The organism is Celeribacter neptunius (genome assembly GCF_900113955.1).
Classification (GTDB): domain Bacteria; phylum Pseudomonadota; class Alphaproteobacteria; order Rhodobacterales; family Rhodobacteraceae; genus Celeribacter; species Celeribacter neptunius.
In genome coordinates, this window is record NZ_FORH01000008.1 from 195,820 (window position 1) to 219,394 (window position 23,575).

Consider the following 23,575-nt stretch of genomic DNA (forward strand, 5'->3'; position numbering starts at 1 on the left):
TATGGGAATGGAATTTACAGCGTTGAGAGCGTGTCGATTTCGGATTGCAGCGACAGCCGGTCGAGACGTTCGATCGGCAGTGCGGTGAAGGCCTCGATCCGGCGGCGCAGCGCCTCATAGGTCTTGGCAAAGGCCAGGGCCCGTTCGGCCTCCGTGCCCTCCGCTTTCACCGGGTCGGGCAGGCCCCAATGGGCCGAGAGAGGCTGACCCACCCAGGGCGCGCAGTCTTCGCTCGCCGCCGTGTCGCAGACGGTGAAGACGAAATCGAAATCCGGGGCGCCTTCGCCCTGAAATTCCGAGATATCCTTGGAGTGCATGCCAACGGTCTCATGACCATTGCGCGCCAGCAGATCGAGGGTCTGCGGATTGATCGCGCCGCTGGGGGTGGTGCCGGCGGAATAGGCCGTGAACCGGCCGTCGCCCAGATCGCGCAGAAGCGCCTCGGCCATGATCGAACGTGCCGAATTGCCGGAACAAAGAAACAGCACCCGATAGGGCCGGGCGCGCTCGGGCTCCGTGCTCTCGAAGGGCAGGCAGACATCCGGGCGACCGCGACAGCAATCGTTGACCAGATAGCCCACGAGCCCCTCACAGCTTTTCATGTCGACCTTGTAATAGAGCGACCGCCCGTCGCGGGTGCTGCTCACCAGCCCGGCGTCCATCAGGTCGGACAGGTAGCCCGAAAGCGTGTTGGCTTTCAGATGGAGTGCCTCGGCGATCTCGGTCGGGCGCACCGGACGCGGCGCGAAGCGCATCAGCAGGCGAAACACGGACAGCCGTCCGGCATGTCCGAGGGCGGCAAAGGCCTGAGGCGCGGTGTCACTGTCAAAAGCCATGGGAGACTCCATCATGTGGATTCAATTAATTCGACAATTCGCGAATAATGGAAATAAATGAGTCTGGCAAATGAAACTTTCATGACAGGGGAGGGGCGAAAGCCGGATTGAAGCCCGATCTGAGTCGGCATCTGAGCGGTCAAAGGGTGAGACACCCCGACGCAGACCCACCCCCAGAGCGCCATGATCGATTGCACTTCAGCCCCGGACATGTCAGCAAAGGGCAAGACAATAAAGCTCCGCCCGGATCACGCGCATATGACAAAACGGAAAAAAGACAGAGCCATCGCTCCGGAGCGACGGATGCTCTCTGCGCTTTTGGCGCGGGAGAAATCTGCGATCGGCCTGGCCTCCTGGCTCTCCGCCCTGTCGGGCTTTCTGTGGTTGCCGCAGGCCGCTCTCGTCGCCGCCACGTTCTCGCACCTGCTTCTCGGCGAGGGCGGCGTGCGCGTGGGCACAGGCGTTCTGAGCTTTCTCGGCTTTGCCGCGCTGCGTCTCATTCTGAACTATCTCGCCGAAGGGCTGCTGTTTCGCGCCGGTCAGGCGATCGTCACCCAGATGCGGCAGGAGATCCTCGCCCGCGAGGGGCAAAACTTGGGCACCTCTGCGCTGGGCGGGCCGGGGGCGCTGGCGGCGCTGGCGGGCGAAAAGCTCGACGCGCTCCTGCCCTATATCACCCGCTACACTCCGGCGCAGAAACGGGTGATGACCGTGCCCTTCGCCATTCTCGCGCTGGCCTTCTGGCAGAGCTGGGCCGTGGGGCTGGTCTTCGTCATCGCCGGTCCGCTGATCCCTGTGTTTATGGCGCTGGTCGGCTATGCCGCCAAGGAAGCCTCCGAACGCCAGATGCAGGAAATCGGCTCGCTTGGCGATCTGCTGGTCGACCGTCTGGCGGCGCTGGCCGATATCCGGCTTCTGGGCGCCGCACCGCGGCTGATCGAGCGGTTCGATCGTTCCGCCGACGATCTACGCAGCCGCACCATGGCGGTGCTGCGCATCGCTTTTCTCTCTTCCACGGTGCTGGAGCTTTTTGCCGCGCTGGGCGTCGCGATGGTGGCGGTCTGGGTCGGGTTTTCGCTTCTGGGCGAGCTGAGTTGGGGCGCCTGGGGCGGTGGCATCACGCCTTGGGCCGGGATTTTCCTCTTGCTGCTGGCGCCCGATTATTTCCAGCCGCTGCGCGATCTTTCCGCCGCCTGGCATGACAAGGCCGCCGCTCTGGCGGTCGCCGGCGAGCTGGCCAAATGGCAGGACCATGAGGCCGAAACGCTGCTCGGCACTGGCGCCAAGCGCGCGCCGCTTTCCGGTCCGGCCACGGTCCGGCTCAGCGGTGTGGCGGTTCGGCGCGGTGGGCGCAAGATCATCTACCCCGATGCCGAGATCGCGCCGGGCCAGCGCGTCGCCCTTTCCGGCCCCTCGGGGGCGGGCAAGACCACGCTTTTGCGCCTGATCGCCGGGCTGGACCGACCCGCGGCGGGGACGATCATGGTGGCGGGTCAGCCGCTCAGCGACGAGACTGCCGACGGCTGGCGGGCGCGTCTCGGCTGGATGCCGCAGGCGCCGATGTTTCTGGCCCGCTCGCTGCGCCATAATATCGCCTTTGGGGCGCCGCTCAGCCCCGATCTGTTGTCTGAGACCGCGCTTGAGGGCGTTCTCAAATCCCTGCCCAAGGGCGATCTCACGATCCTGGGCGAGACCGGCGGTGGTCTCTCGGGGGGCGAAGCCCGCCGGGTCATGCTGGCCCGCGCGCTGGCCGCGCGCCCCGATGTGGTGCTGGCCGATGAACCCACCGCGGATCTCGATCACGAGACGGCGGAACGGGTGACCGAGGCACTGCTGGCGCTGGCGGAGCGTGGCGCCACCCTGATCGTGGCCACCCATGATCCCAAGCTCATTGCCAAGATGGACCGGGTGATCGACGTGGCGCCGGCAGGGCGCGACGCGCAGGAGGCAACCCATGGCTAAGCTCTGGCATATCTTCCGGCTCATGATGCGTGGCGAGGCGAAATCGCTCTGGCGCGGGCTGTTGCTCTCGGCGCTGGTGCTGATGATGGGCGCGGCGCTTCTCGGCCTGTCGGGCTGGTTCATCGTCGCCGCCTCTGCCGCCGGGCTTCTCGGCACCGGCGCGGTGTTCGACGTGTTCCGCCCCTCGGCCATGGTGCGGTTTCTCGCCATTGGCCGCACGGCCACACGCTATGGCGAACGCATCCTGACCCATGACGCCACGCTCCGCGCTCTGACACGACTGCGGGTGACGCTGTTGAGCGGCCTGGCAAAGCGCTCGCACGAGCGGCTGATCCGGCTCCGGGGTGCACAGGCCCTGAACCGGATCATCGCCGATGTCGATGCGCTGGACGGCGTGCCGCTGCGGCTGTTCCTGCCGCTGATCGCCGGTGGCGCGACGCAGCTTTTGGCACTGCTGTTTCTGTCCTGGCTGGTCGATTGGCGCGTCGCCCTGCCGATCTTCCTGATCTTTACCTTTGGCGCGCTCGCCGTGCTGCTGTGGGGCATCCGGCGCGCCCGTGTGCCCTCGCGCCGGGCGGAAGCGGCGGCGCAGGCCTTTCGCACCCGCTTTATCGATCTGCTGACCAGCCGCGAGGATCTCGCGCTCTATGGTCAATTGCCCGATCAGTCCGAGGCCTGTCTCTCGGCCGAGGCGCGGCGGCAAGCGGCGGCCACCGCCACCGATTTTGTCGAACGTCAGGCCGGTGCTGCGCTGATGGTAATTTCCGCCCTGGCGGCGGCTGTGGCGCTGTGGATCGGCGGAGACCTGGCGCAGGCCGGCGTGATCACCCCGGCACAGGCGGCGATCGGGTTCTTCGCCGCGCTGGCGCTGATGGAAACCGTGGCGCCGCTGCGTCGGGCGGTCGCGGAAATGGGCCGGATGATCGGTGCCGCGCGGCGTGTGATCGCGCTGACGGAGGGGGCCTTGCAAGAGGGGCAGGGGGCAGACCCCGAGCTGTCCCGCGCGACCCCTGTACAACTGCGGTTTGATCAGGTCGGTTTTGCTCGCAACGGGGCGCAGCCGGTGATCGAAGGTTTCGATCTGAGCCTCGGCGCCTCCGAATGGGTGGCGTTGAAAGGCCCCTCGGGCGTTGGCAAAAGCACGGTGCTCTTGATGGCTGCCGGCGCGCTCGCCCCGACGCAAGGGCAGGTGACGCTGAACGGCCAGCCGGTGACGGAACTCGCCCCCGGCACCGTGACCCTCGTCGGTCAGAGGGCCGCACTCATTCAGGGCAGCATTGCCGAGAACCTGCGACTGGCCGCGCCCGAAGCCGATGACGCGGCGCTCCATGCCGCGCTCAGGGCGGTGGCGCTCGACGAGGTGATCGCCGCCAAGGGCGGGCTCGAGACCGGGCTCGGGCCGCGCGGCGCCGGTCTTTCGGGCGGCGAGACGCGGCGGCTGGTGCTGGCGCGTGCGCTTCTCAAACAGCCGTCGGTCCTGCTTCTGGATGAGCCGACCGAAGGGCTCGATCATCCGACGGCCGAACGGGTGCTCGCGGGGATTCGCGCGGCCCTGCCTCAGGCGGTGATTCTGATGGCGGCGCATCGCGCCGAAGAGCAGGGCGCCGCCGACAAGATCGTGACCCTCGGCTGACAGCCGCCGCAGCAATCTGTCTTTTCGGCCTGTACTCACGTTTAAGTGATTGGCAGAACGCCCAAATTCCCGGGGGCGCGCTGGCATGTCGCGGTACAATCGACATGTCGCAGGTCTAGGAAGGCCGCAGTCGTCAATAAATGCTATATTTAAAATATGTGATTTATTGACATGGGTCAAAGTGACCGATGGCGGCGCACTTTATTCCCAGGCTAGAAACATGCATCTGCGGGATATCTTTTGCCCGCGTAACAGGAGCAAGGGAAAATGGAATTCGGACTCGTTGAGCTGTCGCGCCTGCAATTCGCGATGACAGCCATGTACCATTTCCTCTTCGTGCCGCTGACGCTTGGTCTGTCGATCATCGTGGCGATCATGGAGACGGTCTATGTCATGACCGGCCGCCCGATCTGGCGGCAAATGACGAAATTCTGGGGCACGCTTTTCGGGATCAACTTCGTTCTCGGCGTGGCCACCGGCATCACCATGGAATTCCAGTTCGGCATGAACTGGTCCTATTACAGCCATTACGTGGGCGATATCTTCGGTGCGCCACTGGCCATCGAGGGGCTCATGGCCTTCTTCATGGAAGCGACCTTTGTCGGCCTGTTCTTCTTCGGATGGGACAAGCTGTCGAAAGTGGCGCACCTCGTGGTCGCCTGGCTGGTGGCCATCGGCTCGAACTTCTCCGCGCTCTGGATCCTGATTGCCAATGGCTGGATGCAGCACCCGGTGGGGGCAGAGTTCAACCCCGACACCATGCGCATGGAGATGACCAATTTCTTCGAAGTGGTGTTCAACGAGGTGGCACAGGCGAAATTCGTGCATACGGTTTCGGCCGGCTATGTCACCGCCGCCGTCTTCGTCCTGGGCGTGTCGTCGTGGTATCTGCTGAAAGGCCGTCACACGGAGCTGGCCCGGCGTTCGATCGCGATTGCCTCGGCCTTTGGTCTCGCGGCGGCGCTTTCCGTCGTGGTTCTGGGCGATGAGAGCGGTTACTCCGCCTCGCACACCCAGAAAATGAAACTCGCCGCCATCGAAGGCATGTGGGAAACGCAGGACGCTCCGGCCTCCTTCACCCTCGTCGGCATTCCGGATTCGGACGCCCGCGAAACCCATTACGCCATTCACATCCCCTATGTGATGGGGCTGATCGGGACGCGCTCGCTGACCCAGGAAATTCCGGGCATCGACAAGCTCGTGGCCGAGGCCAATGAGCGGATCCACTCCGGGATCACAGCCTATGATGCGCTGATGACCATTCGCGAACAACGTGACGCAACGCCGGCTTCGGTGCGCGCCACCTTCGAGGAAAACTCCGAGAACCTCGGCTTTGCGCTCTTGCTCAAGCGCTATGTCGATGATCCGCGCCAGGCCACCGAAGAACAGATCGCCATGGCCGCCGATGACACCGTTCCGGGCGTCGGGCCGCTGTTCTGGGCCTTCCGGATCATGGTCGGTCTCGGCTTCAGCTTCATCGCCGTGATGCTGTATTTCTTCTACCGCGCCTCCTTCCGCGGCATGCGTTTCCCGCGTTGGGCGCTGCGCCTCGGGGTGGTGATCATCCCGGCGCCGTGGATCGCCGCCGAGCTTGGCTGGTTCGTCGCCGAATTCGGGCGTCAGCCCTGGACCGTGGACGGGGTGCTCCCGACCGCGCTCTCGGCCTCGAACCTGTCGATCACCGATCTGCTGATCACGCTGGCGGGCTTTGTCATCTTCTACACGGTGCTCTTCATCGTCGAGATGGGTTTGATGCTCAAATACATCAAGAAAGGCCCCTACATGGATGTCGAAGAGACCGACAGCTGGATGGAGCGCCATGCGCATCGCCTGCGCACCCATGATGGCAAAGGTCCCTTTGCTGCTGAACCTGCGGAGTAACTGACATGATCCTGCATGAATTTATGACATTCGAAGTGTTGCGCGTGATCTGGTGGTTGCTGCTGGGCGTGCTGCTGATCGGCTTTGCGCTGACCGACGGGTTCGACATGGGGGTGGGCGCGCTTCTGCCCTTCGTCGGCAAGACCGACAAGGAACGTCGCGTGGTGATCAACACCATCGGCCCGGTCTGGGAAGGCAACCAGGTGTGGTTCATCCTTGGCGGGGGGGCGATCTTTGCCGCCTGGCCGCCGCTCTACGCGGTTTCCTTCTCGGGCTTCTATCTCGCCATGTTCCTGGTGCTGGCGGCGCTGATCCTGCGTCCCGTCGGCTTCAAATACCGCTCGAAGCGCGACAGCGCCAAATGGCGGACCACCTGGGACTGGGCCCTGTTCGTCGGCGGTGCCGTGCCGGCTCTGGTGTTCGGCGTGGCCGTGGGCAATGTGCTCCAGGGCGTGCCCTTCTACCTGACGCCCGACATGCTGATGCCGATGTACGAAGGCAATGCGATCATGAAGCTGCTGGGTCTGCTCAATCCCTTCGCGCTTCTGGCCGGTGTGGTCTCGCTCTCCATGCTTCTGATGCATGGCGCGGCCTGGCTTGGTCTCAAGACCGAAGGCTTCATCCAGCAGCGGGCGCAGAAGATCGGCACCGTGGCCGGGATCGTCGCCGCCGTCGCCTATGCGCTGGCCGGGCTCTGGCTCGCCATGGGCATCGACGGTTACCAGATCCTCGGTGAGGTGGTGAAAGACGGCCCCTCCAATCCGCTCTACTCCGAGGTGAGCAAGGGGGGCTCCTGGATGGCGGCCTATGCGGCACGTCCCTGGATCGTCATCGCGCCGATCATGGGGTTCGTCGGCATCGGCATGGCCGTGATGGGCCTGCGCAAAGGCAAGGAAGTCTCGACCCTTCTGTGGTCGAAACTGGGGATCACCGGGATCATTTCCTCGGTCGGTCTGACCATGTTCCCCTTCATCCTGCCCTCGACCGTCGACCCGAACAGCTCGCTTACCGTCTGGGACAGCTCCAGCTCGCATCTGACCCTCTTCGTGATGCTGCTCTGCGCGATCATCTTCGTGCCGCTCATCCTCGCCTATACCGCCTGGGTCTACAAAGTGCTCTGGGGCAAGGTCACCGAGGAAGACCTCGACAACAACGCTCAGAGCTACTGAGAGAAAGGACCAACACATGTGGTATTTTGCCTGGCTTCTCGGCCTCCCGCTCGCCGCTCTGTTCGCGGTTCTGAACGCGATGTGGCTGGAAATGCGCGAAGATGCCTGCCTCGCCGATGAAGGTGGCGAAGCGTGCAATCGAGACACCTGATCTAAAGTCCTGCAGGCGGCATTCGACCTGCCCCTGCACCTCTCTTTGTCCCTTCAGGTGACCGCTCCGGGGATGTCGTTCCACCATCCCCGGAGCGCCTTTCAAACTGTGCCGCCCGCTGCCCTGTGGGCGGAATTTTCCGCACCAAAAATATGCATACATATGCATGCAAATATATTATGGAGAGAAACATGCACTCACCAAAATCCCCGGCGTTGAACCGCAGAGGATTCCTCGGTCTGGCGGCCGGGGCAACGGCGCTGACGGTGACCGCGGGCAACGCCCAGGCCGCCACCGTCAAGACCAACGCGAAAATCGTCATCATCGGCGCAGGTGCCGGCGGCACCGCGCTGTCGAACCGTCTGATGGACCGGCTCGAAGGTGCCCAGATCACCCTGATCGATCCGCGCAAGGAGCATCTGTATCAGCCCGGGCTGACACTCGTCGCCGCCGGGCTCAAACCGGCAGATTACGTCACCTCCGAGACCTCCGACTGGCTGCCCAAAGGCGTGACGCTCATTCAGGAAAAAGCCGCTGCCATCGACCCCGTCGCGAAAACCGTATCGACCGACGGCGGTCAGACACTGACCTACGATTTCCTCGTCGTGGCCCCGGGCCTCATTCTCGATCATGATGCCATCGAAGGCTTCTCGCTCGACATGGTCGGGGAAAACGGCATCGGTGCGCTCTACGCCGGACCGCAATATGCCGCCGCCACCTGGAAAGCCGCGTCGAAATTCATCGAAGAGGGCGGCCATGGCATTTTCACCCGTCCGGGCACCGAGATGAAATGCGCCGGCGCGCCTCTGAAACACACTTTCCTGATCGACGACCGTCTGCGTCGTGCCGGCAATCGCGGCAAGGCCGAGATCACCTATGGCGCTCATGATGGCGCGCTCTTCGGTGTGCCGATCGTCTCGGAAAAGGTGCGCATGCTGTTCGGCGATCGCGACATCGCTCCGGTCTATCGGCACACGGTGAAAGCCATCGATGCGGGCGCCAAGCGCGTGACCTTCAACACCGCCGAGGGCACCGAGGAGATGGATTACGATTATATCCACCTGATCCCGCCGCAGCGCGCCCCCGAGGTGATCCGCCAGTCCGGCCTGTCCTGGGCCGACAAATGGACCGATCAGGGCTGGGTCGAATGTGACATGGCAACGCTGCAGCACCTGCGCTACCCGGAGATCTGGGCGCTTGGCGACGTCGCCGGCGTGCCGAAAGGCAAAACCGCCGCCTCCGTCAAATGGCAGGTGCCGGTGGTCGAGGATCAGATCGTTTCCGCCATCGCCGGCACCACGCCGACCGAGACCTATGGCGGCTATACCTCGTGCCCGATGATCACCAAGATCGGTCGCGCCATGCTGGTGGAGTTCGACTACAACAACAACCTGACCCCGTCCTTCCCGGGCATCATCCCGCCGCTCGAAGAGCTGTGGATTTCCTGGCTGATGAAAGAGGTGGCGCTGAAAGCCACCTATAACGCCATGCTGCGTGGCAAGGCCTGAGGAGAGAGCGACATGAAAGAACTCACTTTTGAAACCCTGATCGCCGTGTTCGAGGAAATCTTCGGCCGCGGGCTGTTCTGGATCATGGTCGCCGCCGCCGCCGTGGTGACGCTGGCCTATCTCTTTGTGCTGATCCGTGATCGCGCGGTGAGCTGGCGCAAATTCCTCTGGGCGCAGCTGTCGATGCCGGTGGGCGCCGTGGCCGCGGTCTGGTTCGTCATGGGCATGACCCACTCGAGCCCGGCGGACATCGGCGGGGCGGTGGATCTCATCGTTTTCCTGGGCGTTGCTGTGATGGGCGCGATCGGTATGGCGATCCTCGTCTACACGCTCGAGTCGCTGGTGAAACCGCGCAAAGCCAAATTGGAATCCTGAGGGTCGTCCCGTTCCGTTCGACCTGAAGGGTGGGCGCCCCCGGTGTGCGGACCGGGGGCGTTCTTTTTTGAACCGTGCCGGGCGCGTCGGTCGGGGGGCACCTATGTGAATGAATAGGCGTAGACCTTGTTCAGATATTTCTGATCATCGATACGAAAATGCGTTTCTCCGACCTGTTCGAACCCGCGGGACAGATAGAAGGCAATCGCAGGCGCATTCTCCGCATTCGTCGTCAGCCAGACGGATGTTTCGGCCCTGTCCCGACACTGTTGAAAGACCGCTTCCAAGAGCCGCTTGCCGATGCCCTTTCCATGATGACGGGGCTGCACATAGAATGTCGCAATCTCCGTATCGGAACAGCCCGCCACCGGTGCTGTGCTGTCAGAAGAGACGCGGATGAAGCCGTCGATCCCTTCTTCGTTCTCGGAGACGAGGATGAATTGACGCGGGTCCGAGATCTGCTTTTCGATCTTTGCCGGTGTGAATTCGTTCAAGGCGAAATCGGCGAAAAAGCGGTTCACACCGCGTCGAAGATAGGTGCCGATCCAAACCTCAATCGAGATGGCGGCGATGCTGGATGCATCGGAACGGGTCGCTCTGCGTAAACTCATGTCCGACAGGCTTGATATTCCGGCGAGGATGTCAAGGACATCCCGTGTGACTGGGTGGCACCGCGAGAGTTGCACGCCCCTGGCCATGTCTGATTTTGCCGAGGAGGTGGTCCGCGCCGCGCCGCGGCGAGGGCGATTGGGTGGTCCAGATACAGCCTGCGGGGGCCGACGAAAGTCCGACACCAATCCGACGCTTTGCCGACAGGGCTTTCGCGGCGCCTATTCCGGTAGGAAGCGGCTCAGCGCAATCGCCTCCTGGTCGCCCATCAATGCCCAGGCGGTCTCCATATGCGCCTTCATGATCGCCCGTGCCGCCCCGGCGTCGCCCTCGCGCAGAGCCGCCAGCAACCGGGTCTGGAAATCCAGTCCGCGCAGTCGCAGCTCCGGGTTCACCGGGGTGTAGAGTTGGCGATAGGTGGTGATGTCGGACAGGAGCTTGACCATGAAATCGATGACGAAACCCAGAAGCGGGTTCCTGGCCTGTTCCGCCAGCACCGCGTGAAAGCGCAGCGAGGCGATATGCTGTTCGCGCTCCTCGTCCTGGGTGCGCGCCGGCACCTGATAGAGCGCGATGATCTCGGCCAGTTGATCGAGCACTTCCGGGGACAGTTTGCCGGCCAGTGCCGCGGCGTTCTCGGGTTCGAGCGCGCGCCGCATCTGATAGATGTCACCGATGGTCAGGTTCTTGAAATAGAAGTAATTTCCCAAGAGCGCCTTGGCGCGGGTGCGGCTGACCTCGTGGACAAAAGAGCCACCGCCCGGTCCGGTCCGGGTCTTGATCAGGCCTTGCGCCTCGAGGATGCGCATCGCCTCGCGGATCGTGCCCTTGGCCATGCCGAAATGCGCCATCATCTCTGGCTCGGAGGGCAGCCGGTCGCCGGCCTGCATGCCGCGTTCGACCACCCAATCCTTGATCGCCTCGGCGACGCGGGCGGGGCGGGACAGCCGGGGTTCCGTCGGCTTTTCAGCCTTCGAGCGGGTGGTGGCAGGCGGCAAGTTGATCTTCTCCCATCGGGCGCAGTCGGGGTTCTTCGGTGCGGCACAGTTCCGTGGCGTGCACACAGCGTCCGGCAAAGGCGCATCCGGGCGGCGGGTTGAGCGGATCGGGCAATTCGCTGTCCTTCTGCTCGGGGGCTGTGAGGGCCCGCCCGACCACCGGCGCGCTTTCGGCCAGAAGCTTGGTATAGGGGTGTTTCGGGGATTTGAAAATATCCTCCGCCCTGCCGATCTCGACCACCGAACCGAAATAGAGCACGACAACCCGGTCGGAGACCGCCTCGACCACCGCCAGATCGTGGGAAATGAACAGGTAGGTGAGATTGAATTGCGCTTTCAACTCGGCCAGCAGGTTCAGCACCTGGGCCTGAACCGACACATCCAAGGCCGAGACAGGCTCGTCCAGAACCATGATTTCCGGGCTGGCCGCCAGCGCCCGGGCGATGCCGATCCGCTGGGCCTGACCGCCGGAGAACTCATGCGGATAGCGGTCGAGAAATTCCTCGCGCAGGTTGACCGAGGCGAAGATCTCGCGGGTCCGCTTGTCGCGCGCCGGCTTGTCGAGACCGTGCAGGCGCTTCAGCGGCACCTCCATGATCTGGCGAATGGTCTTGCGCGGGTTCAAGGACGAGATCGGGTCCTGAAATACATATTGAATGAGCCGCCCGAAAGCCGCCGGATCGGCGGTGTCGAGCGCCTTGCCGGCGATCTCGATCTGGCCTTTCGTGGGCTCCAACAGCCCGACCAGCATCCGTGCCAATGTGGATTTGCCACAGCCGGATTCGCCGACGATGCCAAGGGTTTCGCCCTTCTCGACGGCAAAGGACATTGGCCGGACCGCGCGCACGCCGGGCGGTGCTTTGCCAAACAGCGGCTTGGCCAGCGGGAAGGTTTTCGCGAGTTCGGAGATTTTCAGCGCTTGCATCAGATGGCCTCCTCGGGAAACAGGCAACGCACGGCGCGAGCTGCCATGCCTTCGAGCGCCATGCCTTCGCGTGCCGTGCCTTTGAGCGCGATGGTGCCCGTGCGGCAGGTCTCGCTGGCCTTGTCACAACGCGCGGCAAAGGCGCAGCCCTCGGGCAGGTTGTCCACCACTGGTGGCAGGCCGGGGATCGTCGCCAGTTCGCGTCGCCCGCCACCGAGTTCCGGCACACAGGCAATGAGGCGCTTGGTATAGGGATGGGCAGGGGCGTCGAGCACCGCCATGGTCGGACCTTCCTCGACGATCTGGCCGGCATACATCACCGCCACCCGGTCGCAGAGCTGCGCCACCACGCCGAAATCATGGGTGATGAAAATGATCGCCAGCCCGCGTTCGCGCCGCAGCTCATCCAGAAGCGCGAGGATCTGCGCCTGTACCGTCACGTCCAATGCGGTCGTGGGTTCATCGGCGATGATCACGTCCGGATCGTTGGCCAAGGCCATGGCGATGCCCACGCGCTGGCGCATGCCGCCGGACATTTCATGCGGGAAATTGTCCAAGCGCTGCTCGGCATTGGGGATGCGCACGGATTTCAACAGCTCCAGCGCCTTGGCGCGCGCTTCCGTTCTGGACGTGTCGTGATGCGACTGGATCGCCTCGATCAGCTGATCGCCGATCTTGTAGAGCGGATGCAGCGTCGCCAGCGGGTCCTGAAAGATATAGGCGACATTCTCGCCACGTTTGGCGCGCAGGCTCTCATAAGATGCTGATAGCAGATCCTCGCCGCCATAGCGCACCGCCCCGCCGGTCACCACGCCCGGCGGCGAGGCGACGAGCCCCATCACCGAGAGCGCGGTGACGGATTTTCCAGAGCCGGATTCGCCAATGATGCCAAGGCATTCGCCGGGGTTCACGTGGAGCGAGACCCGATTGACGGCGCGATAGATGCGCGGCCCGACATGGAATTGCGTCTCGAGTTCCTGCAGGTTCAGGAGGCCTTTCTGATCGGCCTCGGGCACCGCGCCCTTGCGGTCCACGAGGGTCGTGGCGCGCGGACGCGAGAGCGCGCCGGATTTGAGCCGCGGATCGAGCGCATCGCGCACCCCGTCGCCCAGCAGATTGATCGACATGACGATGAGGAAAATCATCAGGCCCGGCACCACAGATGTATGTGGCGCGGTGATCAGTGCCGCGCGCGCCTCGCCCAGCATCGAACCGAGATCGGCGTCGGGTGGCTGGCTGCCAAGGCCGAGAAAACTCAGCCCGGCGGTCTCGAGGATCATCCAGCCTACCGTGGTGGAAATACCGATGACGATCACCGGCAGCACATTGGGCAAAAGCTCCGAGGTGATGATCCGTGTGTGCCCGAGGCCCGCGAGCCGTGCCGCGTCGATGAATTCGCGGCCTGCCAGCGAGACGGTGATGCCGCGGATGTTGCGGGCAAAGAACGGCACATTGACCGCCGCCACGGCGATCAGCGCATTCATCAATCCGGGGCCGAGGGCCGCGACAATGGCGAGTGCCAGAAGGATATAGGGAAAGGCCATCAGCATATCGATGCCGCGCATGATCAGATTGTCGATGCGCCCGCCGAAATAACCGGCGATGATGCCAATCGCAGAACCAACAAACGCGGCGGCAAAGGCCGAGATCAGCCCGATCGCCAAAGATACCCGCGTGCCATGCATCAGGCGGGCCATGAGGTCCCGCCCCAAATGGTCGGTGCCGAGAAGATGGCCTTCGGAAAACGGTCTGAGGAAGCGGTCGCCGGTGGCGGTGACATTCGGGTCGGGCAGGGGAAGCAGCGGTGCGATGAGCACCAGCACGAGGATCAGCCCCAGCACCACAGCCCCGAGACCGGCGAGCTTGTTGCGAAACAGCAGGCGAAGGAAAGTCGTCATGGCGGCCCCTTGCGTCTTGATCAGGTTTTGATGCGCGGATCGAGGAGGCTCTGGGCCACATCGACAGCGATGTTGAACAGCACGTAACAGGCGGCGACAAAGACGACGCCGCCTTGCACCAAAAGGATGTCACGCTTGAGAATGGCATCGACCAGCATCCGGCCCACGCCGGGCCATTGGAACACCATCTCGATATAGACCGCGCCGGAGAGCACGAAGCCCGCCTGAATGCCCAGCACCGGGATGATCGCCACCATGGCGGCGCGGAGCGCATGGCCCATCAGGACACGGCGTTCCTTGACGCCCTTGGCCCGTGCGGTGCGGATGTAATCCTGACGCAGCACCTCGAGCATGGCAGAGCGCGACATCCGGGCGACCACACCGGTGGCTACGGCCGCGAGCGCGCCGGCGGGCATGATCAGATGGCGGATCAGATCGGGCAGATCGCCGCCGCCATAGATCGCATACATACCCGAGACCGGCAGCAGGCGCAGGTCCACCGCGAAGATCAGGATCATCATCATGCCGAGGAAAAACGACGGCACGGAAATGCCGATCAGCACGACGAAGGTGATGAGCTTGTCGGCGAGACCGTATTGCCGCGCGGCGGAGATGACGCCGGCGAGAATGCCCAGTACGGCGCAGAGCACAAAAGAGGTGCCGGCGAGAACGAGTGTGGCGCTGAACCGTTCGAGGATTTCGTCCAAAACCGGCCGGTTGAGCGAAAAGGACCGCCCGAAATCGCCGGTCAACATATTGCCGAGCCAGATGAAATAGCGCTGCACCAAGGGTTTATCGAGGCCTAGATCGCGGTTCAGCTTTTCGACATTCTCCGGCGTCGCGTAGCTGCCGAGAATGGCGGTGGCGGGATCTCCGGGGATCATCGCCATGATCAGAAACACGATCACGGTGATGCCGAGGAGCACGGGAATGGCGGAAATCAGGCGTTTCAGGATGTAGCTGCCCATGGGTGCGCTCCCCTGTTGGCTGGCGAAAAACGGATGTCGGAAACGTGTCGGCTTTCCGTCGGACTATTGTCGGGCACGGATGGCGGGCGCGGAAAGCCGCAGATGACCGGGCGCGATCCCTTGATCCCATGGCAGGGATCAGGGAACCGCGTCCGGAGATCAAGACTTGCAGATCACTCCTTGGTCACCGACTGCAATTGCAGCAGGAAGGAGGGCTCGAGCGAGAAATTCCCGACCCGATCCGTGGTCACCGCATTCTGTTTCCAGTTGGCGACAAAGACCCAAGGGGCGTCTTCCTGAACGATCGCCTGCATTTCCTTGTAGAGCGTGGCGCGTTCCTCCTGATTGGTGGACACACGGGCTTTTTCCAACAGCGCGTCGACCTCGGGGTTGGAATAATAGCCGGAGTTGAAGCCGCCCTTGTCGGGCCAGGCCTCGGTCCGCAGAGCCAAAAACGGCAGGGTGTCCGGGTCATTGGTCATCCAGGCCATCTCGGCCATGTCCGCCTTGCCCTCGAGGCCGGGGTTCACCTCGCCCAGGAAAGTGTTCCATTCATAGGTCTCGATTTTCACGTCCAATCCGACGGCCTCGAGATCGGCCTGGATCGCCGTGCCCATGGGGATCGGGTCGAGCATGCCGGAGCCGCCCTCGGTGACGTAGAAGGTCAGAGAGGCGCCCTCGGCCCCGGCCTCGGCCAGAAGTTCCTTGGCCTTTTCCGGGTCGTAGGGATAGGGATCGAGCGCCTCGTTATAGGCCCAGGCGAAAGCGGGCGGGGTCGGTCCGGCGGCGACATCGGCGGTGCCTTCGAGCACGTCATTCACCAGCGCCTCTTTGTTGATCGCGTAATTGGCGGCCTGACGGACGCGTTTGTCGGCAAAGGGGCCTTCTTTGGCGTTGAGGATCAGGAACCAGAGATGCGGTCCGGCCTGTTCGACGATATTGAAAGCGTCGCTTTGGAATTGCGACAGCGCGGTCGGCGGCACCTCGACCATCATGTCGATGCCGCCAGCGAGCATTTCGGCGACGCGGGTGTTGGCATCCGTGATGGGACGGAACACCACCGCCTCTGTGCCGGCGGGATCGCCCCAGTAATCGGGGTTCTTCTCGATCACCACGGCCTCGTTGGAGCGCCATTCGGCGAATTTGAACGGGCCGGTGCCCGCCGGGTTACGGCCGAAATCGACGCCATTTGCCTCGACCGCCGCGGGCGAGACCATCAACCCCGTGGGATAGGCGAGATTGGACAGGAAGGGCGCGTAGGGGCCGTTCAGTTTGAATTTCACGGTGTACGTATCCACCGCTGTCGTTTCTTCGATCGCCGAGAAGAAGAAGGCCAGCGGGAAAGGTCCGGTGTTGTAATAGGGGTGGTCCTCATTGAGCATCCGGTCGAAATTGAATTTCACCGCCTCGGCGTTGAAGGGTGTGCCATCGTGGAACATTACGCCTTCGCGCAGATGGAATGTGTATTCCGTGCCGTCCTCGGAGATCTCCCAGCTGGTCGCCAGACCCGGGGCCACTTCGAGCGTGCCGGGGGCGTATTTCACCAGGCCTTCGTAGAGATTTACCAGAATGCGGAAGTCATTCACCGCCGTCACCGCCGCCGGGTCGAGCGATTTGGGTTCGGCGATCTGACCGACGATCAGCACGCCTTCGGGGGTTTGTGCGAAGGCCGGGGCCCCCAGCGTGACCAGGCCGCTCATCAGCGCCGCGCCGGCCGTGGCCATCAGGCCGCTCATCAGGCCGCGACGTGTCCAATTGAAAAGTTCCATCTCGTGCACTCCCTGCTTTGTCGATGGTCTGTTATTGGAATCGAATTTATCACGATAATTTGCATAGTCAATTTTTCATGATAAATAGGAGAGGTGCCGGCCAAGCCCTGCTCATAATCGCGCCGAACCGTTCAGTCAGACCATCTTCAGATCACAAGAGGACCGCTCGCATGACCTTTTCCATTCTCGTCAAGGACCCCGAGACCGGCGCCATCGCAGGCGCGGCGGCCACCGGTTCGCTCTGTGTCGGCGGATGGGTGCTGCGTGGCGATCTGCGCGCGGGCATGTCGGCCTCGCAAGGCGCGTCCCCCTCGACATTCTGGGGCGAAGACGTGCTCGCGGCGATGCGGGGCGGGCAGGGCGCGGCAGAGGCGGTCGCCGCCGTCACGACCCCGGATCGCAAGCGCGCCGACCGGCAACTCTCGGCACTGGATCTCAGCGGGCAGGGGGCGGCCTTCACCGGCGAGGGCAACACCGATGCCAAGGGCGCGGTGCGGTTCGAGAATGGTGTGGTGGCGGGCAACTTGCTCAGCGATCTCAAGGTCCTGGAGGCGATCCGGGATGGTTATCTCGCGGCCTCCGGGCCGCTTGGCACGCGGCTTATCACGGCGCTGCGCGCCGGCGCGGCGGCGGGGGGCGACAGTCGCGGACTTCTCTCGGCGGCGCTGTTGATCCTGCATGAGGATCGCGCGCCCCTGACACTCCGGGTGGACTATCACGAGAGCGATCCGATCGGTGCGCTTGCGACGCTTTGCGGTAAGGCGACCAGTGGCGACTATGCCTTCTGGGCGCGTCAGGTGCCGTCGCTGAGCGATCCGATGCGCGGCCTCGACTGAGCCGGGACGCGCGCAAGGGGAGGGCGTTTCGCTTTACATCACGGGGTGGCTCCGGTAAGCGCGGGGGCAAGTTTGAGAGGGGCGAAACGAGCTCATGTGCGATACTTCCATCATCATCCCCTGCCGCAATGAAGCGGAGAATATCGGTGCGCTTCTCGACGAGATCGCCACGGCCTGTGTGCCGATCGGTCCTTATGAGATCATTGTCATCGATGACGCTTCCGACGACGGCATGGCGGAGATCCTGGCAAAACGGATGAAATTCATGCCGCAGCTGCGGGTGATCCGTCACGACCGCTCCGGCGGGCAATCGGCCGGGGTGCATAGCGGCGTGCGCGCCGCCCGTGGCACGGTGTGCTGCACGCTCGATGGCGACGGTCAGAACCCGGGCACGGAAATTCCCAATATGATCGCGCCCTTTGCCGGGCCGGAGGGGGCGAAGATCGGTCTCGTCGCCGGGCAGCGGGTCGGGCGTCAGGACACGTTCTCGAAACGCTACGCGTCCAAGTTTGCCAATGCGCTGCGCGCCAAAATCCTCAAGGACGGCACCCGCGACACCGGCTGCGGGCTCAAGGCCTTTCGTCGCGACGATTTTCTCGGGCTGCCCTATTTCGATCATATGCACCGCTATCTGCCGGCGCTGTTCGCCCGCGATGGCTGGCAGATCGCCCATGTCGACGTGTCGCACCGGGCGCGCGGCGGTGGCCGGTCGCATTACTCGAACCTGCAACGCGGCCTGGTCGGCATTGTCGATCTGATGGGGGTGGCCTGGCTGCTCAGGCGCCGCAAGAAATCGCGGCCGGAAGAGATCGTGGCAGAGGTGATGACCCCGCAGGCGGGGGAGTGAGCCGATGACCTGGCTGATGACGATCCTGCATGTCGACACGCTGCCCGAGCTCTGGTGGGTGCTCTTCGGTCTGTCGGCGCAGCTGATGTTTACCGCCCGGTTTCTGGTGCAATGGATCGCCTCTGAGCGGGCGAAGGATTCCGTCATGCCGGTGGCGTTCTGGTATTTCTCGCTGGCCGGCGGGCTGATGCTGTTTGCCTATGCGGTCTATCGCAAGGATCCCGTGTTCGTGCTCGGCCAGTCGCTGGGCGTCATCATCTATTTCCGCAATCTCTGGCTGATCTATGCAAACCGACGCGCCCAAAACACCCCAAGCGACACCAGCCTCTCCGAGTGAATGGCTGCCACTGGCGGCTGGCTTTGCGCTGTTGGCCGTGGCGCTGCGGCTCTTGGCGCTTGCCTTTGATCGCACCGATCTTTTCGTCGATGAGGTGCAATATTGGTTCTGGGGGCAGAACCTCGATTTCGGCTATTATTCCAAGCCGCCGCTGATTGGCTGGCTGATCCGGGCGGTGACCGACCTGGTGGGCTCGGATGCCGCCTTCTGGGTGCGCATGCCCGGGGCGGTGCTGCATGGGGTCACCGCGCTTTTGCTCGGCGCTGTGGCGGCACGATTGGCAGGGCGCAGGGCGGCGCTCTGGACCGTGGGGCTCTATCTGAGCCTGCCGTTTGTGGCGCTGGGCTCGGTGATGATCTCGACCGATACGGTGATGGCGCCCGCCTACGCGGCCGCGCTTTTGTTCTTCTTCCGCACGGCCGAGACGCGGCAGATGCGCGATGCGCTGGCCACCGGGATCTTTGCCGGTCTCGCCTTCATGGCGAAATATGCCGCGATCTATTTTCTCGCCGGCGCGGCGATGGTGATGCTCAGCCAGCCGCAATTTCGGCCGGGCTGGCGCAATCTCACGCTGATGCTCGCCGGCTTTGCGGCGGTGATTTCGCCCAATGTGATGTGGAACCTGTCGCATGATCTGACCACGGTCGCGCATACGATGGACAATGCCGGCTGGGTGCGGCACGGCGCGGCTTTCGATTTCGGCTCCATGGCGGAATTCGTGCTGAGCCAGTTCGGGGTTTTCGGCCCGGTGACCATGGCGGCTCTGATCCTCGCCTATCTCCGGCCGTTGAGAGGCGCGGGCGGTATGCGCCCCGCTCTGGTGCTGTTTTCCATTCCGGCGCTCCTGGTGGTGACGGTGCAGGCGCTCCTGGACAAGGCCTATGCCAATTGGGCGATTGCCAGCTATTTCGCCGGGGTGATCCTTGCCGTGACCGTGCTGCCGCCGCTCTGGCGCAAGATCGCGCTGGTGATCAACCTGGCGCTTTCGGCGCTCTTGCCGCTGATCATTGTCCTGGCGCCCTGGCCCGAGCTGAACGGGCGGCCCTTGGCGGAGCGTTATCTCGGGCGTCACGCCCTGTCCGAGAGCATTCTCGATCTCGCAGAGCGCGAAGGCCTGCCCGTGGTCACGGGAAATCGCGATATCATCGCCGATCTGTTCTATATCGGGCGTGACCGGGGCGTCGCGCTTTATGCGCTGCCCGAGACCGGGCGGGCGTCGAGCTATTACGCGCAGAACCGGGCGTTGCCTTCCGGGCAGGAGGGCGACGTGCTGGTGATCTGGGCCGGCGAGCCTGTCCCCTGCAAAGATCTGATCCCCTTGGAGGGGTTGGTTCTGACCGGGGTCTACAGCCGAAGCGCGCTTCATGCCGGACGTGTGTCCGCGCAATGCCTGTTCGACTGAACCTCAATTGAGCCTCAGTTGTGTCCATGCAAATGGCGCCGATCGGATCGCCGGACGCTATGTGAACCCGCCACATGAAAACGACCGGCCTGCGCCTTTTGGGCAGGCCGGCCGCTTTGATTTTAGGAGTGGTCCCAGGGGGTTGGCCATGGGGTTTGGCCATGGAGTTTGACCGTGGGGCGGGCCGTGGATCTGGCGGTGTCGGAACTTCAGTGCCCCGTGGGTTTCAAGACCACGGTGACCGTGCGCAGGATCAGTGCGATATCGGTCATCAGGCTGAGCTTGCGATAATAGAGATTGTCGAATTTGATCCGGGCGACAAAGCTGGTCTCGCCACGGCCCGAGACCTGCCAAAGGCCGGTGATGCCCGGGCGCATCTTGAAATAGGCTTCGCCCTTTGCCGCCTCATACATCATCTGCTGGCTGGGCATGAAGGGGCGAGGACCGACAAAGCTCATGTCGCCCTTGAGCACGTTGAGCACCTGCGGCAATTCATCGAGCGAGGTCTTGCGGATGAAATTGCCGATCTTGGTGATCCGCGGATCATGGCGCAGTTTCTGATAGGTCTGCCATTCTTTCGCGATCTCAGGATTTTCCTGACAGAGCTTCAGCAAGATCGCATCCGCGTCGACATGCATCGAACGCAGCTTGTAAAACTGGAATGTCTTGCCGTTCCGTCCGACGCGCCGCTGGGCGTAAAAGGCCGGACCACCGTCGAGCTTGACCAGAAGCGCCAGGATCAGAATGACCGGCACCACAATCGGCGAGACCATGAAGAAGAAGAGCAGATCAAACAGACGTTTCCCGACACTTTTATAGAGCGAGAACTTCGCCTTTGATGTGGGGTGTATAAGTGAGAAATCTTGGGAGGACTTAGAAACATATGTCATGGTTTTCCCCAACCGTAAGAACGAACCAACTACCAACGCGTAACTTTGCGACTGTGACTTAGTCACTCTACTGCTGTCGCGAGAATTTGTTTACCCTATGGTAACCATTTTTTCGGGAAAGATTGAACCAACTCTGTTGCCGCGGCGCAGAATTCGCCGATGCTGATGCAAAAAGCATCGCTTTGAAGTTCGGACTATTTGAAATTTATGGTTAATATGACGATTTTGCGAAATATTGCGACCTGCGCTGTTAGCGAAAATACGCCCAATCGGGAAACGATTCGCCTTGGGGCGGACGGGAGGCGCTGCGATGCAGCAGCGGGCCGGGGTCTGTTGATTCCATCTGGCCGGGGACACCGCCCAAGAGAATGGGAAAGAGAATGGGAATGTGGGTGGAACACGAGGTAGAAGCGGAGGGTGCGCAGCTGAAGTTTCTGCCTGCCGTCGATCCTCTCTCTCGTCGCCGTGCTTGACGCGGGCGATCAGGCGGGGGCACAAAGTGCCTCGATTGGCTGAAACCTGGCGCCCCCACGGTGCGCTTGATCTCAACGGTGTGTTTGACATCAACAGGGTGCCCAGGCGTGAACGGCGCTGCGTTGCGGCCCCGGGCGCCTGAGGCGGAACAAAGGAACATGGAAGAACAATGGCGGATGCAAGTGCCTGGTTCGGCGCCGAGGAATGGCAGGCCATCGCCCTGTCGCTGAAAGTGGCCTTCTGGGCCTCGCTTCTGAGCCTGCCGTTCGGGGTTTTCATCGCCTATGCGCTGGCGCGCTGGCGCTTTCCCGGGCGACAGCTCCTCAATGGGCTGGTGCATCTGCCGCTGATCCTGCCGCCGGTGGTCACCGGTTACCTGCTGCTTCTGACCTTTGGTGCCCGCGCGCCTCTGGGGGCGTTCCTCAAGGATTTCGGCATCGTCTTTTCCTTTCGCTGGACCGGTGCGGCGCTGGCCGCGGCCATCATGGGCTTTCCGCTGATGGTCCGTGCGATCCGGCTGTCGATCGAGGCGGTGGACCGCAAGTTGGAGGAGGCCGGGTCCTCTCTCGGGGCCTCGCCTTTGCGGGTCTTCTTCGAAGTCACCTTGCCGCTGTCCTGGCCCGGCATTCTCGCGGGTGCGGTGCTGGCCTTTGCCAAGGCGCTGGGCGAATTTGGCGCGACGATCACCTTTGTCTCCAATATTCCGGGCGAGACCCGGACGCTGCCCTCGGCGATCTACGCGTTTCTTCAGGTGCCGGGCCAAGAGGGCGCGGCGCTCAGGCTGGTCGCGGTCTCGGTCACCCTCGCGATGGCGGCGCTTCTGGCGTCGGAGCTTCTGGCGCGTCGCGTGGCGCGCAAGGGGGCGGCGCGATGAGCATGCAGATTGCCCTGCGGCATGGCTTTGCCGATTTCACGCTGGATGTGACGTTCGACGTGCCGGCCGGGATCACCGTCCTGTTCGGCCGGTCCGGTTCTGGCAAGTCCACGGTCATTCGCGCCGTCGCCGGGTTGCTCCATCCGGAACGCGCGCGGATCGAGCTCGAAGGCAGGGTGCTTTGCGACACCGCGGCCGGGATCTGCCTGCCGCCGCACAGGCGGCGGATCGGCACGATCTTTCAGGACGCGCGGCTGTTTCCGCATCTCACCGTGAAGAAGAACCTCGATTTCGGTCGCCGGTTCGCCCGCCGGAGCGTGTCGGAGCGCGAGGTGGCGCAGATGGTCGAGATGCTCGGCATCGGTGCGCTGCTCGACCGCCGGCCCGATGGTCTGTCGGGCGGGGAACAGCAACGTGTCGCCATCGGTCGGGCACTCTTGTCCGGGGCGGAGTTGATTCTCGCCGACGAGCCGCTGGCGGCGCTGGATGAGGCGCGCAAGGCGGAGATCCTGCCCTATTTCGAGCGCTTACGCGACGAATTGTCCGTGCCGATGCTCTATGTCAGTCACAGCCCCGCCGAGGTGGCACGGCTCGCGACCACGGTGATCGCGCTGGAGCGTGGCAAGGTGATCGCGCAGGGACCCGCCACCGAGATCCTCAGCGATCCGGATGTGCTGCCGGTGGGGGCCGCGGGCGCCGGGGCGCTGATCCTTGCGACGCTCAAGATGCATCACCCGGACGGGGTGAGCGAGCTCAGCGCCGGTGGCGCGCCGCTGTTCCTGCCGCAGGTCGAGGCGGTGCCCGGGGCCGAGCTGCGCCTGCGCATTGCGGCGCATGAGGTGATTTTGTCACCCAGGCGTCCCGAGGGCCTTTCGGCACTCAATATCCTCTCCGGCACGATCGCCGAGCTGCGCGAGGAACCGGGCACCGGCGTGCTGGTGGTGTTGGACACCCCGGCCGGGCGGATCCTGTCCCAGATCACCCGCCGTTCCGCCACGGCCCTGGCCCTGCGCGAGGGCATGCCCTGTCATGCGGTGATCAAGACATTGTCGATTGCCCGCGAGAATTACGGCGGGGGAAACCCTCGCGGAGTTTGAGGCCCACTCTTTGCGACCCACTCCTTGCGGCCCAGTCTTCGAGGAGCAGCCTTTGAGGCCCAGTCTTTGAGGTCGGTCAAAGTGCCGTAAGAGGCGTTAGGATAGAGAATTTTCAGAAGTCGCAAGAAAAGCTATA

Annotated in this window: 21 protein-coding genes; 13 read left to right on the forward strand and 8 right to left on the reverse strand. The window is 63.3% G+C overall.

The window, feature by feature from the left end:
* Positions 1-14: 14 nt before the first annotated feature.
* Positions 15-836 carry an arsenate reductase/protein-tyrosine-phosphatase family protein gene (locus BM151_RS18265; RefSeq protein ID WP_090062189.1) on the reverse strand — a complete coding sequence of 274 codons (822 nt, stop codon included), beginning with the start codon at positions 834-836 and terminating at the stop codon, positions 15-17.
* Positions 837-1,094: 258 nt separating this feature from the next.
* Between BM151_RS18265 and cydD the strand changes: the two genes are divergently transcribed.
* The 7 genes from cydD (at position 1,095) to BM151_RS18300 (ending at position 9,515) form a co-directional block, all read left to right on the forward strand.
* Entirely contained in the window at positions 1,095-2,798 is a 1,704-nt protein-coding gene (cydD, locus tag BM151_RS18270; RefSeq protein ID WP_245781255.1) for a thiol reductant ABC exporter subunit CydD, read from the forward strand.
* Positions 2,791-4,431, forward strand: coding sequence for a thiol reductant ABC exporter subunit CydC (gene cydC / locus BM151_RS18275; protein WP_090062190.1), 1,641 nt, complete (start codon positions 2,791-2,793; stop codon positions 4,429-4,431). Before cydD ends, cydC begins: the two co-directional genes overlap by 8 nt.
* A gap of 267 nt (positions 4,432-4,698) precedes the next feature.
* Positions 4,699-6,312: a cytochrome ubiquinol oxidase subunit I gene (locus BM151_RS18280; RefSeq protein ID WP_090062191.1), complete on the forward strand. Its 1,614-nt coding sequence runs from the start codon at positions 4,699-4,701 to the stop codon at positions 6,310-6,312.
* Positions 6,313-6,317: 5 nt separating this feature from the next.
* Complete coding sequence (gene cydB, locus BM151_RS18285; RefSeq protein WP_090062192.1) at positions 6,318-7,481, forward strand: cytochrome d ubiquinol oxidase subunit II; 1,164 nt, start codon at positions 6,318-6,320, stop codon at positions 7,479-7,481.
* Between the two features lie 16 nt (positions 7,482-7,497).
* Positions 7,498-7,632, forward strand: a complete 135-nt coding sequence (cydX, locus tag BM151_RS18290; protein WP_090062193.1) for a cytochrome bd-I oxidase subunit CydX — start codon at positions 7,498-7,500, stop codon at positions 7,630-7,632.
* A gap of 191 nt (positions 7,633-7,823) precedes the next feature.
* Complete coding sequence (locus tag BM151_RS18295; protein WP_090062194.1) at positions 7,824-9,140, forward strand: NAD(P)/FAD-dependent oxidoreductase; 1,317 nt, start codon at positions 7,824-7,826, stop codon at positions 9,138-9,140.
* Positions 9,141-9,152: 12 nt separating this feature from the next.
* Positions 9,153-9,515, forward strand: a complete 363-nt coding sequence (locus BM151_RS18300) for a DUF5368 domain-containing protein (RefSeq protein ID WP_090062195.1) — start codon at positions 9,153-9,155, stop codon at positions 9,513-9,515.
* A gap of 101 nt (positions 9,516-9,616) precedes the next feature.
* On the opposite strand, the gene BM151_RS18305 is transcribed toward BM151_RS18300, so the two are convergent.
* The 6 genes from BM151_RS18305 to BM151_RS18330 all read right to left on the reverse strand — a co-directional run bounded on the left by BM151_RS18305 (position 9,617) and on the right by BM151_RS18330 (position 16,682).
* On the reverse strand, positions 9,617-10,126 hold the full coding sequence (locus BM151_RS18305) for a GNAT family N-acetyltransferase (protein WP_090062196.1): 510 nt from the start codon (positions 10,124-10,126) through the stop codon (positions 9,617-9,619).
* Positions 10,127-10,345: 219 nt separating this feature from the next.
* Entirely contained in the window at positions 10,346-11,122 is a 777-nt protein-coding gene (locus BM151_RS18310) for a FadR/GntR family transcriptional regulator (RefSeq protein ID WP_090062197.1), read from the reverse strand.
* Positions 11,091-12,050 (reverse strand): ABC transporter ATP-binding protein, encoded by a 960-nt coding sequence (locus tag BM151_RS18315; RefSeq protein ID WP_090062433.1) that lies wholly within the window; start codon positions 12,048-12,050, stop codon positions 11,091-11,093. Before BM151_RS18315 ends, BM151_RS18310 begins: the two co-directional genes overlap by 32 nt.
* Positions 12,047-13,945, reverse strand: coding sequence for a dipeptide/oligopeptide/nickel ABC transporter permease/ATP-binding protein (locus BM151_RS18320; RefSeq protein WP_090062198.1), 1,899 nt, complete (start codon positions 13,943-13,945; stop codon positions 12,047-12,049). The genes BM151_RS18315 and BM151_RS18320 overlap by 4 nt, the downstream gene beginning before the upstream one ends.
* 20 nt (positions 13,946-13,965) lie before the next feature.
* On the reverse strand, positions 13,966-14,913 hold the full coding sequence (locus BM151_RS18325) for an ABC transporter permease (RefSeq protein WP_090062200.1): 948 nt from the start codon (positions 14,911-14,913) through the stop codon (positions 13,966-13,968).
* A gap of 173 nt (positions 14,914-15,086) precedes the next feature.
* Positions 15,087-16,682, reverse strand: a complete 1,596-nt coding sequence (locus BM151_RS18330; protein ID WP_090062203.1) for an ABC transporter substrate-binding protein — start codon at positions 16,680-16,682, stop codon at positions 15,087-15,089.
* A gap of 170 nt (positions 16,683-16,852) precedes the next feature.
* On the opposite strand from BM151_RS18330, the gene BM151_RS18335 reads away from it, so the two are divergent.
* The 4 genes from BM151_RS18335 to BM151_RS18350 all read left to right on the forward strand — a co-directional run bounded on the left by BM151_RS18335 (position 16,853) and on the right by BM151_RS18350 (position 20,104).
* Complete coding sequence (locus tag BM151_RS18335; RefSeq protein ID WP_090062207.1) at positions 16,853-17,518, forward strand: DUF1028 domain-containing protein; 666 nt, start codon at positions 16,853-16,855, stop codon at positions 17,516-17,518.
* A gap of 94 nt (positions 17,519-17,612) precedes the next feature.
* Positions 17,613-18,365: a glycosyltransferase family 2 protein gene (locus BM151_RS18340; RefSeq protein ID WP_090062209.1), complete on the forward strand. Its 753-nt coding sequence runs from the start codon at positions 17,613-17,615 to the stop codon at positions 18,363-18,365.
* A 4-nt stretch (positions 18,366-18,369) separates the two neighbouring features.
* A complete protein-coding gene (locus BM151_RS18345) occupies positions 18,370-18,702 on the forward strand; it encodes a lipid-A-disaccharide synthase N-terminal domain-containing protein (protein WP_090062212.1) in 333 nt (110 codons plus the stop codon).
* Positions 18,650-20,104, forward strand: coding sequence for an ArnT family glycosyltransferase (locus BM151_RS18350; protein WP_090062214.1), 1,455 nt, complete (start codon positions 18,650-18,652; stop codon positions 20,102-20,104). Before BM151_RS18345 ends, BM151_RS18350 begins: the two co-directional genes overlap by 53 nt.
* A gap of 209 nt (positions 20,105-20,313) precedes the next feature.
* On the opposite strand, the gene BM151_RS18355 is transcribed toward BM151_RS18350, so the two are convergent.
* The gene (locus BM151_RS18355; RefSeq protein ID WP_090062216.1) at positions 20,314-20,994 is read right to left on the reverse strand and encodes a sugar transferase; all 681 of its coding nucleotides are present in this window, start codon (positions 20,992-20,994) and stop codon (positions 20,314-20,316) included.
* A gap of 643 nt (positions 20,995-21,637) precedes the next feature.
* Here BM151_RS18355 and modB point away from each other — a divergent pair.
* Both modB and modC read left to right on the forward strand, forming a co-directional pair.
* Positions 21,638-22,342, forward strand: a complete 705-nt coding sequence (gene modB / locus BM151_RS18360) for a molybdate ABC transporter permease subunit (RefSeq protein WP_090062219.1) — start codon at positions 21,638-21,640, stop codon at positions 22,340-22,342.
* Positions 22,339-23,439, forward strand: coding sequence for a molybdenum ABC transporter ATP-binding protein (gene modC / locus BM151_RS18365; RefSeq protein WP_090062222.1), 1,101 nt, complete (start codon positions 22,339-22,341; stop codon positions 23,437-23,439). The genes modB and modC overlap by 4 nt, the downstream gene beginning before the upstream one ends.
* The last annotated feature ends 136 nt before the right edge of the window (positions 23,440-23,575 follow it).